16 protein-coding genes are annotated in these 16,553 nt (G+C 43.3%); 12 read left to right on the top strand and 4 right to left on the bottom strand.

The window, feature by feature from the left end:
• Window positions 1-3: 3 nt before the first annotated feature.
• Complete coding sequence (locus BFP72_RS16510; RefSeq protein WP_099600187.1) at window positions 4-711, bottom strand: Crp/Fnr family transcriptional regulator; 708 nt, start codon at window positions 709-711, stop codon at window positions 4-6.
• 179 nt (window positions 712-890) lie between these two features.
• Between BFP72_RS16510 and BFP72_RS16505 the strand changes: the two genes are divergently transcribed.
• Window positions 891-2,201 carry a cytochrome P450 gene (locus BFP72_RS16505; RefSeq protein WP_099600186.1) on the top strand — a complete coding sequence of 437 codons (1,311 nt, stop codon included), beginning with the start codon at window positions 891-893 and terminating at the stop codon, window positions 2,199-2,201.
• Here the strand turns inward: BFP72_RS16505 and BFP72_RS16500 are convergent.
• Window positions 2,198-2,995, bottom strand: coding sequence for a response regulator transcription factor (locus tag BFP72_RS16500; RefSeq protein ID WP_158233445.1), 798 nt, complete (start codon window positions 2,993-2,995; stop codon window positions 2,198-2,200). The genes BFP72_RS16505 and BFP72_RS16500 overlap by 4 nt on opposite strands.
• Window positions 2,996-3,140: 145 nt before the next feature.
• On the opposite strand from BFP72_RS16500, the gene BFP72_RS19245 reads away from it, so the two are divergent.
• Window positions 3,141-3,302, top strand: a complete 162-nt coding sequence (locus tag BFP72_RS19245) for a hypothetical protein (protein WP_158233444.1) — start codon at window positions 3,141-3,143, stop codon at window positions 3,300-3,302.
• 102 nt (window positions 3,303-3,404) lie between these two features.
• Here the strand turns inward: BFP72_RS19245 and BFP72_RS16495 are convergent, their stop codons facing one another.
• Complete coding sequence (locus BFP72_RS16495) at window positions 3,405-4,511, bottom strand: DNA replication/repair protein RecF (RefSeq protein WP_099600184.1); 1,107 nt, start codon at window positions 4,509-4,511, stop codon at window positions 3,405-3,407.
• A gap of 109 nt (window positions 4,512-4,620) precedes the next feature.
• Here BFP72_RS16495 and pdhA point away from each other — a divergent pair, with 109 nt between their 5' ends.
• From pdhA to ribH, 3 genes are all read left to right on the top strand, one after another.
• Entirely contained in the window at window positions 4,621-5,652 is a 1,032-nt protein-coding gene (pdhA, locus tag BFP72_RS16490) for a pyruvate dehydrogenase (acetyl-transferring) E1 component subunit alpha (RefSeq protein ID WP_099600183.1), read from the top strand.
• Window positions 5,653-5,724: 72 nt separating this feature from the next.
• Window positions 5,725-6,423 carry a tol-pal system YbgF family protein gene (locus BFP72_RS16485; protein ID WP_099600182.1) on the top strand — a complete coding sequence of 233 codons (699 nt, stop codon included), beginning with the start codon at window positions 5,725-5,727 and terminating at the stop codon, window positions 6,421-6,423.
• A gap of 83 nt (window positions 6,424-6,506) precedes the next feature.
• Window positions 6,507-6,983 carry a 6,7-dimethyl-8-ribityllumazine synthase gene (gene ribH / locus BFP72_RS16480; protein WP_099600181.1) on the top strand — a complete coding sequence of 159 codons (477 nt, stop codon included), beginning with the start codon at window positions 6,507-6,509 and terminating at the stop codon, window positions 6,981-6,983.
• A 75-nt stretch (window positions 6,984-7,058) separates the two neighbouring features.
• Here the strand turns inward: ribH and BFP72_RS16475 are convergent, their stop codons facing one another.
• The gene (locus tag BFP72_RS16475) at window positions 7,059-8,540 is read right to left on the bottom strand and encodes a sodium:proton antiporter (RefSeq protein WP_099600180.1); all 1,482 of its coding nucleotides are present in this window, start codon (window positions 8,538-8,540) and stop codon (window positions 7,059-7,061) included.
• A gap of 219 nt (window positions 8,541-8,759) precedes the next feature.
• Between BFP72_RS16475 and BFP72_RS16470 the strand changes: the two genes are divergently transcribed.
• From BFP72_RS16470 to BFP72_RS16440, 7 genes are all read left to right on the top strand, one after another.
• Window positions 8,760-9,482, top strand: a complete 723-nt coding sequence (locus BFP72_RS16470; protein WP_099600179.1) for a type III pantothenate kinase — start codon at window positions 8,760-8,762, stop codon at window positions 9,480-9,482.
• 88 nt (window positions 9,483-9,570) lie between these two features.
• A complete protein-coding gene (locus BFP72_RS16465) occupies window positions 9,571-10,737 on the top strand; it encodes a hypothetical protein (RefSeq protein WP_143520110.1) in 1,167 nt (388 codons plus the stop codon).
• Window positions 10,738-10,832: 95 nt separating this feature from the next.
• The gene (locus BFP72_RS16460) at window positions 10,833-12,125 is read left to right on the top strand and encodes a hypothetical protein (protein ID WP_099600177.1); all 1,293 of its coding nucleotides are present in this window, start codon (window positions 10,833-10,835) and stop codon (window positions 12,123-12,125) included.
• Window positions 12,126-12,188: 63 nt separating this feature from the next.
• A complete protein-coding gene (gene lptC, locus BFP72_RS16455; protein WP_099600176.1) occupies window positions 12,189-12,809 on the top strand; it encodes an LPS export ABC transporter periplasmic protein LptC in 621 nt (206 codons plus the stop codon).
• 197 nt (window positions 12,810-13,006) lie between these two features.
• Complete coding sequence (locus tag BFP72_RS16450) at window positions 13,007-14,281, top strand: hemolysin family protein (protein ID WP_099600175.1); 1,275 nt, start codon at window positions 13,007-13,009, stop codon at window positions 14,279-14,281.
• Window positions 14,282-14,371: 90 nt separating this feature from the next.
• Window positions 14,372-16,153 (top strand): SurA N-terminal domain-containing protein, encoded by a 1,782-nt coding sequence (locus BFP72_RS16445; RefSeq protein WP_099600174.1) that lies wholly within the window; start codon window positions 14,372-14,374, stop codon window positions 16,151-16,153.
• Window positions 16,154-16,209: 56 nt separating this feature from the next.
• Window positions 16,210-16,470, top strand: a complete 261-nt coding sequence (locus tag BFP72_RS16440; RefSeq protein WP_099600173.1) for a DUF493 domain-containing protein — start codon at window positions 16,210-16,212, stop codon at window positions 16,468-16,470.
• Window positions 16,471-16,553 lie beyond the last annotated feature (83 nt).

Genomic DNA, 16,553 nt, shown 5'->3' with positions numbered 1-16,553 from the left:
ATTTCAGCTGTCTATAAAGAAGTTGTGTTCAGATATCTCTTTTCGGAGCATGTCTAAGTCAATGATTCCAAGTCGTTTTCCACTGGCTCTCAGTAGATTTTCTTTTTTTAGACTGGAGATGACTCGGATGACTTGTTCGTCTGTTGTACCAGCAAAATCAGCTATTTCTTTTCGAGACAATTGGATATTGAGGTAGTCGTTGCTTTGTCCAAATTTTCGGTAGATGTATAAGAATGCATCGATAACTTTTTCACGGACAGTCATTTGCGCAAACTTTCGCACCTTGGTTTCGCTGCGGTTGAGCTCGTCTGCGTAGAACATCATGAAGTCATACGTGAGGTTAGGAAGCTTGTGCAGCATGTCTTGGAGCACATCATTGGTGAAGTTGCACAGCACTGTATCTTCAAGAGCGACAGCATTGATCTGATAAGATTGCCCGATCCCAAAGCCTCTGTGTCCTATGATTTCACCGTCTTTTGCGAAGCGAACTATTTGTTCACGTCCCTGAAATCCAGTTTTGGCGACTTTTACCTTGCCATTGTAAACGAAATACAACCCATGAACTGGTGCTCCTTCTAGAATGAATTGCTGACCTTTTTTGCACTGAATGGTGTGTTTTTGAGCCAGATAATCTTCTATCCCTTCTCCATAGCTGTTTCGTTTGATGATACACTCTAGGTTTTGACAGGTTTTGCACGCTTCATTTTTCATATCTCACAAGTATAATTACGTAATACTACGTACAAATAAATACAAATACGGAGTAATTAGCAACTAATCGTAATAAATGAACACTAATTTGGCAGGAAATAACACGTCGTAAGTTCAGAAAACAATCTGTATGAGGTTTAAAGGCAGATTTCTATAAAATTGGTATAATTTCGTTTTCTATGAAATTGACCAAAGCTTTTCCTGACCGTTCTCCATTCAAAAATTTGAAGCCATTTCAAGCTTCTCCTATACTCTATATGAAGGAGGCGGCAAATTGGGGATCCCCTGTTGATCTCAATCTTCCTATGGGGGATTTTGTCTTGATTTCGGATCCTGAGCACGCACACTATGTTTTGGCTACTAATCATCAAAATTATGTGAAGAGCCGAGGATACAAGGAGGTAGCTCGGGTGCTCGGCCAAGGCTTGCTGACTGCAGAGGGGGAGTTTTGGCATAAACAACGAAAGTTGCTGCAACCCTCTTTTCACAAGCCAGAACTGAAGAAATTGCTGCCTTCTGTGTGGGATACGGCAGAAGGCTATCTGGAGGCTATAGCTAGTGGCGGTACATTTCGTGTGGATACGGAGATGAGTGGACTCACCTTGACCGTGTTGCTCAATTCGCTGATACGGTATCAGCACGCTGAGCTGCGTGATACGATGAGCGAGAATATTGAGTTTGCGCAGGAATTTATCGTAGATAGGATACGGTCTCCATTCAAGTGGCCTGTGTGGGTACCTACCAAGACACATCGTCGCTATCACTATATGGTGCAGAAAAGCAACGAACTGATTCAGCAATGTGTAGATGCACGTCGAGCTGTAGGTGACCAAGAGGTCAATGATCTCTTGGCGGTGCTTTTGGAGCAGCATGATGGTGAGGGAGGTTTTGTGCGCATTAGGGATGAGATGATGACCTTTCTGTTTGCAGGACATGAGACTTCCGCTTTGTCGATGACATGGACCTTGCATTTGTTGGCGCATTTTCCAGATGTGCAGGCAAAGCTGTACGCTGAAGTCGGAGGGCTAGCGAGTTTAGCTGATCTGGACACGATGAATTTCAGTAATTTGAAATATACTCAGCAGGTGATCATGGAGGCCATGAGATACTATCCGCCGATATGGAATATCGTGCGTCGAGCTGTTGAGGATGATGTCGTGGGAGGAGTAGAGATACCTAGAGGCAAGCAGCTCATGATCAATATTTATCAACTCCATCACAACAGTCAGTATTGGGATGATCCCGAGCAGTTTAGACCAGAGAGATTTGCCGAAAGAAATTTCAAGCACAAGTTTCAATACTTGCCTTTTGGCGCAGGCCCACGTTTTTGTATTGGCAATAATTTCGCACTTTTAGAAATTACAATTTTACTTGTGCAGTTTGTGAGAGCGTTTGAGCTCAAACCACTTGGAGAAAAGGCACGAGCTTTCAATCCGCTATTGACGCTGCGTCCAGAGGCCCCGATAGAGCTTGAGTTAGTGCCTCGCTAGGTCAGCACACCTTCTATCAGACAGCGTGCGACGAGTTCGGCGGTGTTTTTCGAGGAGCTTTTGTTTAGCATGTTTTTGCGGTGTGTACGCACTGTACTGACGGCTAGATTGAGCACTTTGGCTATCTCATTTCCCTTGAGGCCCTTTGCCAGGAGACGAATAATTTCTATCTCTCGTTTGCTCAAAAGACTTGTGAGCTTCCCCTCGTGTTGGGGAGTTTGATTAAGGTCAAAACCCCCAGTCTGAGGGTCACAGTTGAAGTATGAGGGACTCCCGTTGAGACCGATGAATGAGACTAGATCATTTTTGAGCACATTGAAATGAGACACGTCAGTATGGATACTGAGTGCATGCTCGATGATGCCATTTTTGGAAAGCGTCAGCGGGATAGATTGATGCATCATAGTACGTTCCCTCCCATTCCAATCAACGAAACGAAAAAAGTACATCAATTTGTAGTTGAGTGCCATTTTAGGTGTTTGTCTGGAGTAGAAGTCCATGACCAAAGCCTCTTTTTGAACCAATAGGTCTGTTTCATGGGGAGAGAGAATACTAATCAGTCGATCTATAGTCAACTCGCTGGCTTTGATGCCAGTGATTTCTTCTACGTTGCCCTCGATCATTTCGATCTCTAATTGGTGAAGATTGAGTATGTAGCAGTAGCATAGCCCAGGGTTGAACAATGCTGCCATGTAGGTCAGTTGAGAAATGGGGTTGTAGGGTCGGTAGTGTTCGAGATGATCGGTATAGTACTCTTTCCATAGGTTGAGCACCTTCGCAGAGTTCTTTTCCATGCTTGCTTTCATTATCAATGGGCAAGGTATCAGAAAAATCTAGGAATACGTCTTTTTAGGTATTGTCTGGAGATTGGTAATTCCTCAATTTTGCAGAAGCAGAGTTTTTGCAGCATGAGATAGAGGAGACATAGAAAAGAGAGCGATGAAGAACAGCAAAAAGAGAAATGCTAGTATATGGAGATTGGTACTGATGACGGCTATATATAGCCTGTGTATGGGACTGCTCAAATACAAAGAGACAACTGATACTGAGAAGGACCATTCTGTTTGGCTCACCAAGTTGACAGATATGACGATCGGTTAATCTTTAGTATTGCCCAAAAATGCAAGACAAACCGACCTACCTATAGTATCAACAACTATAGAGTGGTACCAAATGCTCGATCGATGGGTCGGGCATTTACTTTTATTGGAGAGGTATGATTTGGCCTTGGGCAACTTTGAAGACCCGCAAAGGGTTGAAGTCATGGTTGAGTAGGCTCATGGTTCTTTCTTCGCGTGCGTCGGTGAGGAAGATCTGTTTGAATTTTCCAGAAGCGATGATGTCCAGCATTTTGCGAATACGACCATCGTCCAGTTTGTCAAATATATCGTCGAGTAGCAGGATGGGGGTCAATTGCAGGTGAGACTGTATGAATTCGAATTGAGCGAGCTTCAGAGAAATCAAGACGGATTTTTGCTGGCCCTGTGAGCCAAATTTTCGGAGCGCGTGCTCATCGATCGTGAAGAGAAACTCGTCTCGGTGTACGCCTACCAAGGTGCGCTGCATGGTTATGTCACGGGGCCTGCTTTCGCGAAATAACTCAGGAAAATGCTCGTCGAGTGCTTTGGATTTGTAAGTGATGTGTACTACCTCGCGTTGTTCGGAGATGGTATCGTAGTTGCTTTGGAAGAGAGGTTGGTACTGATTGAGAAATGCAAGACGCTTTTCGGCAATGACCATTCCTGATTGGATCAATACCTCGTCGTAGTTGGTCAAGAGCGTTTCGTTGAGTGAGCGCGTTTCTTTGACGCTTTTCAGTAAAGCATTTCGCTGTTTGAGGTGATGGTTGTAGCGAATCAGATGGCGGAGATAGTCTCCGTCATATTGAGAGATGATGCTGTCAAAAAATTTTCTTCGGACCTCGTTGCTCTCACGGATTAATTCATCGTCGTTAGGCGCGATCATCACTACAGGAAACTTGCCGACGTGTTGGCTCAGTTTGTCATATTCCTGCCCGTCGACCTTGAATAACTTCTTCCCCTGGCTCTTGAGACTACAATGAATCGTACGACGTTTTTCATGCAGCACAAACTCACCTTGTATGACAAAAAAGGACTCGCCGCGGCGGATGTTTTGGCTATCGATCGAGTTGAATGCAGATTTGGTCATGGACATGTAATAAATGGCGTCCAATACATTAGTTTTACCACTACCATTTAGTCCAACGAAGCAATTGATGTGATCGCAAAATTGAGCTTCTTCAGAGGAATAGTTTTTAAAATTGCTGAGTTTGAGTGATTGAAGAAACATATATTCTTTGCTGAAGTGGTGAAAATAACTAATTTCGCACTTCGCTGACCTAAGTGTTTTAGTCTAACCTTGAAAATATTGCGTGCTTACGCTTTAAACCTTATTTGAAATGGCAAGTGTAAAAGAAAAAAAGAATACCAGAGCAAAATCCAAAAGTGATTTTCCGAAAGAAACCTACATGGAGTGGTATGAGTCCATGTTGTTGATGAGAAAGTTTGAAGAGAAAGCCGGCCAGCTCTATGGTCAGCAAAAAATCAAGGGTTTTTGTCACCTTTATATTGGCCAAGAGGCATGTGTCGCCGGTGCAGTATCTGCCTTGGAAAAGGGAGATAAATACATCACAGCATATAGAGATCACGCCCACCCTATGGCTTTGGGTACAGACCCAAAGGCAATCATGGCAGAGCTATACGGGAAGGCAACAGGAATCTCTAAGGGTAAGGGAGGTTCAATGCACATGTTTGACAAAGAGAACGGCTTTTTTGGCGGACACGGGATCGTTGGTGGTCAGGTGCCGTTAGGAGCAGGGATTGCATTTGCTGAGCAGTACAACAACACAGGCAAGCTGTGCATGACCTATATGGGAGACGGTGCAGTAAGACAGGGGGCTTTTCACGAAGCTCTCAACATGGCGATGACTATGAAGTTGCCTGTTGTATTTTGTATCGAAAACAATGGTTATGCCATGGGTACTTCTGTAGCTCGTACTTCTAACGTCACAGGACTAGATCAGTTGGGTGCTTCATACGAGATGCCATCAGAGTCAGTAGACGGTATGTCGGTGATCGATGTACACCATGCAGTAGCAAGAGCGGCCAAGAGAGCTAGAGCGGGTGAAGGACCGACACTGTTGGAGTTCAGAACATACAGATACAAAGGACACTCGATGTCTGATCCTGCAAAGTATAGAACCAAAGAAGAAGTGGAGCAATACAAGCAGAGAGATCCAATCGAGCAAATCAAGCACGAGATTTTGGATCAGAAAATCGCTACCCAAGAGGATTTGGACGCGATTGCTAACAAGATCAAAGAAATCGTGACGGAATCAGTGAAATTTGCAGAAGAGTCAGAATACCCAACTGCAGATCAGGCCTACACAGACGTATATGCAGATCCTGCATACCCGTTCTTGGAGGATTAATAGGGCTAAAAAGACTAAAGCGGCGGCAATTCAAATTTATGATTAGATTTGCCGCCTTGAATTTGAATAACAATGACAAAAAAGAGAAAAGACGCAGAGCAGCATGGTAGTGATTTGCTAGAAAATCCAGAAGCACTTGCTCAGCAAATATCTAGAACCGAGCTTTTCATCGAAAAGAACAAAACACTCGTTTCGATTGTGTTGGGGATAGTGGCAGTAGCCATTGCTGGTTTTGTTTTTGGTAGATATTATGTCGACAACCAAAATGAAAGTGCACAGCGGGACATGTTTCAAGCCGTGTACTATTTTGAGTCTGATAGTTTGGGCTTAGCCCTCAACGGTGATGGTAATAACTATGGGTTTTTGGAGATCATAGACAACTATGGGATGACCGAAGCTGCCAACATCGCAAGCTACTATGCAGGAGCGACATATTTGAAACTAGGTGATTTTGACAATGCCTTGAAGTACTTGAAGGACTTCAGCGCATCAGACTATTTGATTCAGTCACGAACCTATTCATTGATCGGTGACGCGTACATGGAAAAGGGGCAGTTTGGTGAAGCAGCGAGCCAGTATGAAAAGGCAGCCGCTCACAATGCTAATGACCAGTTCAGTCCGACGTATCTTATGAAGGCTGCCATTGCCAACGAAAAAGCGGGTAGTACAAAGGATGCTTTGGATAACTACAAATCTATCGTCAAAGATTATAACAAATCTGCGGTCTATCAAGATGCAGTAAAGCATGTAGCCAGACTACAAGGGATCTAAGATTCAAAGACTTTTATTCATAAAAGGGATGGATATTTATCCATCCCTTTTTTATTTGCAAAAAATATAAACAGGATCATATCATGGCAAGCGCAATAAAGAATCTCAGTGACTACAGCAGCAAGAATTTAGTAGACATCAGTGAAAAGGTATTTGCAGTCATCGTCTCGGAGTGGAACGAAGAGGTAACAGGCTCTCTGTACAATGGCACAGTGCAGACCTTGATGGCCCATGGAGCTAAGACAGAGAACATCGTGAGGGTAGATGTTCCTGGTAGCTTTGAGCTTAGTCTTGGAGCCCAAAAATTAGCTCAACGTCAGGATGTGGATGCAGTGATCTGTCTAGGATGCGTGATCCAAGGGGAAACTCGACATTTTGATTTCATCTGTGACGCGGTTGCACAAGGGGTAACCAACGTGTCGTTAAAATATGATAAACCTGTCATCTTTGGCGTACTCACTCCAGAGACTCAAAAGCAGGCTATGGATCGTGCAGGAGGAAGACATGGCAACAAGGGGGATGAAGCAGCGATCACTGCGATCAAGATGTTGGCTTTGTAGTACAACCCTAGTTGTCAAGACATAAAAAAAGGGGAGCAAATCGTTTTGCGCCCCTTTTTTTATGGTTTTTTGCATTTATAATAAACCCCAATAAAAGAAAACCAACCATACCAACAGGAAGAGAGGCAACAAGATTGGGATGGAGAACCTTAAAATGTACCCAAAGAAAGAAGGCATCTTGATACCGACTTGTTCAGCGATAGACTTGACCATGAAGTTGGGGCCATTGCCAATGTAGGTCATCGAGCCAAAGAATACGGCTGCCACCGAAATGGCTTTGAGCGAGAGAACTGAGTTGACGAAGGCAGAACCTCCTCCAGCAAAATCAACAACTTGAGATAAATTGCTAATGGAGGCACCTTGTGAGGCCATAGCTGCCGTGAGGAAGTTGATATAGGTCGGAGCATTGTCGAGAAAGCCTGAGAGCAATCCCGTGCCCCAATAGAGTGTGTTGGGCGTGATCATTGCAGCACCTGTGTCTGATTGAGCAAAGTTGCCTACCAGTTCTAGTGCTGGCATCATCGTACCGAATATGCCGATGAAAATAAAGGCGACTTCTCGAATGGGTTCAAAGTTGAATTCATTGCCGTCCAATGCACGCTTGTCGGCAAATTTGAAAGACAAGAACCCACATGATAGCATGATGATCTCTCTTACGAAGGAGAATTTTTGGCCTTCGTATGTGATGGCAGGAACCCACTCGAGTACGTTGGGGTCTAAAAATACCGCCCCGACGATGACCGCTAGCCATGCAAAGTTTTTCGTACCAGTAAAGGTTATTTTATTCGTTGGAGTACCGGTGTCTTCTCCAAAGCTCAAATCTGTTTTGTTTCTTTTGTCAATCAAGAAAAATACAGCGCCAAGGATCAAGGATGCAAAAACCCAGGGAATCAAGTTGTGCTGTAAAGTCCAAAAGAAAGGAACCCCTTTGAGAAATCCCAAAAATAGCGGAGGGTCACCTATTGGAGTCAACGAACCTCCAATATTACTCACCATAAAAATGAAGAAAATAATATGATAGGGTTTGATTCTGTTTTTGTTGAGGCGGATGAAGGGGCGTATCAAAAGCATTGATGCTCCTGTGGTCCCGATGATGTTGGCAATGACCGCTCCAATCAATAGTATCATGACATTGGTCATGGGTTTGGCTTCCTTGTCTACTTCGATCATGATGCCCCCCGAGGCGATGAAGAGGCCGCTGAGTAGAGCAATGAACTGGACATACTCGGCCAAGGCGTGTACTGGCCCATGATGATTGTGCAGTGCAAACAAGTAATAGAGAACAACGATGGATGCTAGTACACAGGCTACAATGGGGTAGTTTTTGTGCCAAAAGTGTTCGTAAAAGAGGGGGCCTGTGGCAATCATAAGTAGGAGCATGACAAAGGGAATTACAGTCCATGCAGGAGCGTGGTGGTGAACCTCTTCGGTAGCATCGCTCACTACTGACATTTCTACATGTTCAGAAGTGCTTGTGGTTGCATCGGGATTTGAAGTGTTTGCCACACAGAGTTGTGAGGCGTTTAAAAGTAAAAATAGAAGTAAAAATTTGCGCATGAGGACACTAAATATAGTAAGGCAATTATAATACAAATGAGCTGAACCCGTCTATCTATAATTTACATTATTAATTCTTTTATCGGTTTTAGGGTTGTTTTTGACATATTAAATATAACTATGAAGAAAAGAAGCGAAAGCATGTTTGGGTAAACAAATATCGAGTTGGCATGGAATTAATACTTGGGTAACTTCACGATTCTTTTTTGAAGTAGTAAGATGAGAACTGTAGCTGTAGATATAGGGAATACGAAGATAAAGATAGGATGTTTTGAGGGAGACCAATTGCTAAATATCCTCTCAGTGTCTGAGCTGTCAGAAGCCAGAGAGCTACTGCTGCAGTTTGCTCCTATACATATCATTTCTTGTAGTGTAGCCGCTACTACGGAGGAGCAAAGAGTGTTTTGGGAGGGTTTTGAAGTCTTGTACCTCTCGCACGAGACCCCTCTTCCTATTCAGAATCTGTACGAAACGCCTACAACTTTGGGACTAGATCGACTTGCAGCGGTTGTGGGAGCCGAGAGCCTAAGCAACCAAAAGGACCAATTGATCATTGATATAGGGACATGTATTACCTATGATTTTTTGGATCGAAAGCAAAACTATCATGGCGGAAGTATTTCTCCTGGGATTGAGCTGAGATTCAAATCCATGAATGACTACACGCGAAATTTGCCTTTGATAGAATCTTTTGATGAGGTGAAGTTGATTGGGAAATCGACACGACAAGCATTAATAAGCGGTGTAATCAATGGTATCACGGCCGAATTGGAAGGGGTGATAGCGCAGTATAAGCAGAATTGGCCTGATTTACAGGTGATTCTCTGTGGAGGTGGTACGAATCGTTTTGAATCTAAATTAAAAGAATCCATCTTTGCAGCCCCTGAATTGGTGCTTGTTGGTTTGAAAAGGATTTTGGAGTATAATGAACATAAAAAGTAGAATAGCTCTTGTGGCTGCAATGTGTTGTGGCTATTGGGCTCAAGCACAAATTACGTTTTCCCCCTATTCTGTATTTGGTCTCGGCGATATGCAAAGTAGAAGCATGGCGCATCAAGCGAGTATGGGTGGAGTAGGTATAGCTGCTCCTAATTTTTACCATATCAATAGTATGAACCCAGCTCTGTTGACTTACAACGTTCTGAGTGTATTCGAGCTTGGTTTGCAGGGCGAATACCGTACGTCCAACAGTGGCTTAGACAAGCAAAAGACTGGCTCTGGTGGATTCAATTATCTCAGTTTTGCCTTTCCCGTCTTGTATGACCGAATGACAACCAATATTGGGGTAAGACCTTATAGTGTGGTCAATTACAATTTCGTCACCTCAGGGCCAGTGATTGGCAACCCCGATGTGGAGAACATTGCGGAGCGTACCGGAGAAGGAGGGATCACAGAGGTGTATTGGTCCAACGGGATCAAGGTCGTGGGAGACTTGTCGGTAGGAGTCCGAGCATCATTTTTATTTGGTTTTACGCAAGACGATCAAAAAATCATTTTGTCTGGTGATGATATCTCCTCTCAAATCCCAACTGGAGCAGCTGAAAAGACGAATTACAAAGGTTTTACTTTTGGGTTTGGAGCGGCATATCGCCTCAAGCTTGACGAAAAGAAAAACCTCAATTTTGGGGTGATATATGATTTGTCGCATGAGTTGGCAGGAGACCGTTTGGCCAGGCAAGTGAGCTATGCTGGTAACGTGACCATCCCTGGGGATACACTACAGAACCTTACATATAGCAGCACCTTTGATTTACCTAGTGAGCTAGGTATTGGGATCTCTTACGAATATAGAAACCGGCTGATCGTTGCACTGGACCTGACTCATACTGATTGGAAAGAGGATGCGCAGTTTGGGCACAATAGCGCGCTCAAATACCGGAAGACATATAGAGCAGGACTCGGGATCGAACTGACACCTAAGTACAACGATGTAGATAGTTATTTGAGTCGTGTTCGCTATCGTTTTGGGTTGAGCTATGAGCAGCTGCCATACCTTTCGGCAGGACACAAGATCGACGATTATGGCATTACTTTTGGTTGGTCACTACCAGTGAAGGCTGTCTCGGCATTGAATATGTCGTTCAAATACGGGCAGCGAGGGACGAAAGAGGACGGCTTGGTGAAGGAGAGTTACTTCAAACTCATCGTAGGCGTAACGTTGAATGACCGATGGTTCATTAAAAGAAAATATAATTAACAATTAGTTAGGGATAAGTTGAGAAAGTGGAATGTTCATCATAATTTTTCGCTTTTTAAAGAATTCAACTATCAAAACATAAATTTGATTGAAATATGAAAAAGCTACTATTGATAGGTTTTGTCGTTTTTATGAATGTCGCTGCGATCGCTCAGCCAGGATGGAAATGGCCAGAAGATATAGATAAGGCAAAGGAGAAGAACGCATTGTATGTAGATGCCCTGAAGAGTGATCAGTACGCCCGAGCGGTCGAGCCACACCAATGGTTGCTAGACAATTGTCCTGATCTCAATGAGTCACTGTACATCAACGGAGCAAAAATCTACGAAGGCCTAGAAGAAAAAGAAGCAGATCCTGCGAAGAAACTGGCCTATCAAGAGAAAGCCATGCAGATGTACGATGACCGTATCAAGTACTTTGGAGATGAAGCAGGTGTATTGAATAGAAAAGCATTCAGAGCGTATAAATTTTACAAAGGAAACAAGGACAAGTATCAAGAGTTGATGGATTTGTTTGACCGCACGTTTGAGCTCAATGGTGTAGATGTGATTGACAACAATCTAGTCGCCTATATGGATGTCGTAAGACGATACAAACTCAGTGGAGGGGATATTACCGATGAGGATGTGATCGATAAATACGGCTTGATATCGGACATCATCGCGGAGAAGGATGCGGCTAAAAGCAACCCTAAATACGAAAGGTATCAAGACAATGTCGACAAACTGTTGACGGCTACTGTAGATGTCAATTGTGAGTTTATCGAGACCAAGTTGGTGCCGAAAATGAACGAAACCAAAGACCCGAAGTTGGCTAAAAAAGTTTTTCAGTTGATGCTCTCTGCAAAGTGTACTGATAGTCCGGCATTTTTGGAGGCGGGCGAACTGGTGTATGAGAGTGATCCATCATATGGCATGGCCAAAGTGTTGGGTATCAAATTTGCCGCGGCGAAGGAGTATGATAAAGCAGCCAAGTATTATGATGCAGCTATCGACCTGTCAGAGGACAATTTGAAAAAGTCGGAGATCTATATGAATGTGGCGCAGATGTATGCCAATGCTGGACAAAAATCTACAGCCCGAACCAATGCAAGAAAGGCTTTGGCCAATGACCCATCTGCATCGGATGCTTATACATTGATCGGTAACCTGTACTTCCAGAGCTACAATGACTGTAGAAAAGGGGAAAGTAGAGTCGACGACAGATTGGTGTTCATCGCGGCATATAATCAGTACCAAAAAGCAGGAAACACGACAATGATGGCTAAGGCTCAAGAGCAATTCCCAACGATTGGTGAAATCTTTGAATTGGGATTGGAAGAGGGCCAGTCCATGACTGTAGGGTGTTGGATCAATGAGACGGTGATTCTCCAAAAGAATCCTAACTAATTATCTTGTAAGACATTTAGAAGAAAGCACTTACTTTTGCGAGTAAGTGCTTTTTTTCATTATATGAAACACATATTCTTTGTACTTCCGCTATTACTAGCGATTTGTTTTATTTCGTGCGAAAGCAAAAAGTCTGTCCTCGATCAAGAAACTTATGATGGCCCATCAGTATCAATGGACAGTATTGATGTTTTGATTTCTGATTCGGCACGGGTCAAGCTCCGGTTGGTGGCTGCCAAGCAGTTGGTTTATGAAAATGATGATCGTGATTTCCCTGAGGGGATTTATTTGGAATTTTACGACGGGTATGGCAAACTGTCTTCTACCCTGCGGGCCAATACGGGTTATTATTTTGCTGAAGAAGATTATTACAAGGCAGAGGGAGACGTGCAGATGTATAGTCTGGCCAAAGGTGACGATCTGCATACTGAGTTGCTCAACTGGGTGCCAGATGAAGAGAGAGTCCATACAGACAAGTTTGTGACGATAAAATCAGATGGTGAAATCTTGAAAGGAGAAGGACTAGAAGCGAGTCAAAATTTTGATGAATACACGATATTGAAACCGAAAGGAGTCATGACTATAAAACCCTCGTCAGGAGCGAACGCTGACGAAGAAGAGGTGGATACAGGGTTTGATGCGGACCTAGTATTTGAAGAGGATACGACGACTTATGAGGACTAAGCAGAGAGAAATTTAGATATGGGAGGATCATTGTTTCAAATCATAATTTTTACCTTGTGTGTAGGGTTTTTCTTGATCGGCTTGCATCAGACGATGCTCTATGGCTTCAGCCATTCGTATTGGATTTTTATGTTAAGCATATCTCTCCTATTTTTATATCAATTTAGAAAGAACAAAAAGTAGCTTTTCGATAATCAATGGATTCATACTTGATAGGAGCGATCCTAACCTCTGTCTTATTTTCAGCACTATTTTCTGGGATTGAAATCGCTTTTATCACAAGCGACAAGCTACACATCGAGTTGCAGGGGCAGCAGGGCAAATTGTCTGCGCGTATCCTGTCCAAACTATCAAATAACCCGTCCAATTTCATCGCGACTACCTTGATTGGAAACAACCTCACTATAGTAGTCTATGGTATTTTAATGGCCATGCTGCTAGACCCCTGGCTAGAGTCGTGGTTGCCCCCGAGTTTCAACAATGACATTGTGATTTTGTTGCTTCAGACCTTGATATCCACAGTTGTGGTGCTTTTTACTGCAGAGTATGTTCCCAAAAGTGTTTTCTTGACCAATCCGTACCGGTTTTTGTCCATATTGTCGGTGCCCATTTTTTTGATATACTATGCTTTGAGCCCTGTGGTTTATGTCATCATGGCGGCTAGTAAATTTTTGATTACCAAGGTGTTTGGGTTGGATTATTCGGATGATCGGCCAGTCTATGGGCTCACGGACCTCAACAACTACATCAAAAATATCATGGAAGATCATGAAGATCGCAATGAGCAGGATGTAGATGCCAAGTATTTCAACAATGCATTGGACTTCAAAGGTGTCAAGGTACGTGAGTGTATGATCCCTAGGACGGAGATCAAAGCGGTAGATGTAAACGATAGCATCACGGAGCTGCGTGAGCAGTTTGTAGAGACGGGCCACTCCAAGATTTTGGTCTACAACGAATCAATAGACGATGTGATTGGGTATTGTCATTCGCTGGCGCTTTTCAAAAAGCCGGAAGACATCCCCAGTATTCTCACCAAGATTATCATCGCGCCCGAGACGATGGCGGCTAACGAACTAATGATTGAGCTCATTCGAGAGCATAAGAGCTTGGCTTTGGTAGTAGACGAGTATGGAGGGACGTCTGGGATCGTGAGTTTGGAAGATATTATCGAAGAAATTTTTGGAGAAATCCACGATGAGCATGACGAAGATGATTTGGTCGAACTCAAAATTGATGAAAGCGAGTATATATTCAGCGCACGACAAGAGGTGGACTACATCAATGATACATACGCGCTCAATTTGCCAACAGGCGAATACGACACCTTAGGAGGCTTAATTTTGACTATCAATGAGAATTTGCCTGAGTTGGGTGATGTGATTGAGATACCAGGCTTTTGCTTTGAGATCATGCTGATGGAAGAAGCACGGATCGAAAAAATCAAACTTCGTATATTGGAAGAAGAATAGCCTCAAATCCAAGGATTTAACTAAGCACAGAAAATTTTGATATTAAGGAGAGGCTTTCTTATTTTGCGCTTCTTTTAACATAAAATACTCATGGCATTAATTAATACATTAAGGAATAAAGGAGGGAAGATAGTGATCGGCCTCATTGGGTTCTCTATTGTGGCCTTCATTGGCGCAGATTTGTTAGGACCTAACTCGAGGCTGTTCGGTGCGTCTACAGACGTAGGTGAGATAGCAGGACAGACTATTTCTTATCAGGACTTCTTGGCAAAGCAGGAGGAAATGACATACAATTTCCAAATGAACCAAGGAAGAAGTCCATCAGGTGCTGAGCAGGACTATATTCGCAACCAGACTTGGGATGCGCTGATTGGTCAGTATGCTTTCGAAACTCAGTTCAAATTGTTGGGACTCAGAGTTTCAAAGGAGGAGATCGTAGATATGGTACAAGGAGACAACATCAGTCCTCAAATCCGACAGGCGTTTACCAACCCAGAGACGGGAGCATTTGAGAAAGAAAATGTGATTGCATTTTTGCAAAGATTGAGCGAACAAACGCCACAGCAGAGAGCTTCTTGGTACAATTTTGAGAATAGCTTGGCACCAAGCAGACAGCGTGTGAAATACAATAATCTCATCTTGAAGACAAACTATGCGACAGAAGGAGAGGCTAAATTCGTATATGCCAGTGAAAACAACAATGCTGAAGTCAACTACATCTACGTACCGTTCTACTCGATCGAAGACTCCGCAGTGTCTGTTACAGATGCAGAGCTGAAGGCTTATTTGTCTAAGCACGAAGATGAGTTCAAGGCGGAGGCATCTAGAGCCATCCAGTATGTTGTGATTGATGTAGTACCATCTGCTACAGATAGTGCGGTAGTCAAAGAGGATATCATGAAATTGGTAGAAGGGTTTGAGACGGCAGAAAGTGATTCGCTCTATGCACTTGTCAATTCAGATATGCCAGGAGCATATAGAACATACACCGCTGCTGACCAACTACCAGCACCTGTGCAAGGAGCAGATACTGGTGTGGTAGTAGGGCCATTGGTGGAGAATGGTAGCTATGTGCTATACAAAGTGACATCGGCATCCGAAGAAGGCCCATATAAAGTAGCTAAAGTGGCTTTGGAGTTGTATGTGAGTGACGATACAAGAAACAGCTATTATAGAGATGCAGAGAAATTTGCCTTTGATACTGAATCTAGCAGTGATTTTGAGGCGAATGCTACAGCAGCAGGCTTGAGAACTAAATCTGCCAACAAATTGGGCGCTAATGATCAGAGGTTGCCAGGTCTCAACGAGGCAAGAAATATCGTATATTGGGCGTACAACAAGGCGTCTATTGGAGATGTGTCAGATGTATTCGAAATCGAAAACCAATATGTGATTGCTACTTTGGTGTCAGAACAAGAAGAAGGTTCTGCAAACTTGGCGTCAGTAAAGAACGAAGTAAGAAAGAAAGTAATCGATGAGAAGAAAGCAGAGATCATCACTCAAAAACTCAATGGTATCGAGGGAGCTGCTTTAGCCAACAAAATCATCCAATATGATGGCAACAATGCGAAGTACTATTCTATGTCAAACTTGAAGTTGAGTAGCAATTCATTGACAAGCGTCGGGTTGGCTCCTAAAGCAATCGGAGTGGCGTTTTCTATGGAGCCAGGTGAGGTGAGTGAACCATTCGCCATCGACAATGGTGTGATCCAGTTGGAGTTGATCAACAAAATAGATGCTCCTGAAGTATCGAACTACGAAAACTATAGAAACCAAGCCACGACCAAAAGACAGGCGAGACTGGCTTATAGCATTGATCAGGCGGTCAGAGAACTTGCTGATATCAAAGACGAGAGATATAAGTTTTTCTAGTAGAGAAACAAAAGATAACTTTGAGTCCTGATCGGTTGGTCAGGACTTTTTTATTTATGGACAATTCAGCACAATCATTCAAGGAAAAGCTCGAAAGCGTACATACCTTTCCGACGCTATATATGTTTAAGTTCATCGTGCCTGAGGCACAGATTGATGAAGTCAAAGCGCTGTTTCCAAAGCACGAAGTAGTGCTCAAGCCTTCTAAAAATGGAAAATATGCGAGTGCCACTATCAACGTGATGGTGGGCAGCAGTGATCAAGTCATAGAGATCTATGAGAAGGCCAAAAGAATCGAGGGGATCATGTCCTTGTAAAATTGATTGCGAGGAGGACATTCGTTCTGAGTTTTTGTCATTATTATTGAATCCATGATGCCTATCCGTTTTCTTTTTGTTTT

The organism is Reichenbachiella sp. 5M10, from assembly GCF_002742335.1.
GTDB lineage: Bacteria > Bacteroidota > Bacteroidia > Cytophagales > Cyclobacteriaceae > Reichenbachiella.
This window is presented reverse-complemented; position numbering and strand designations above follow the sequence as displayed.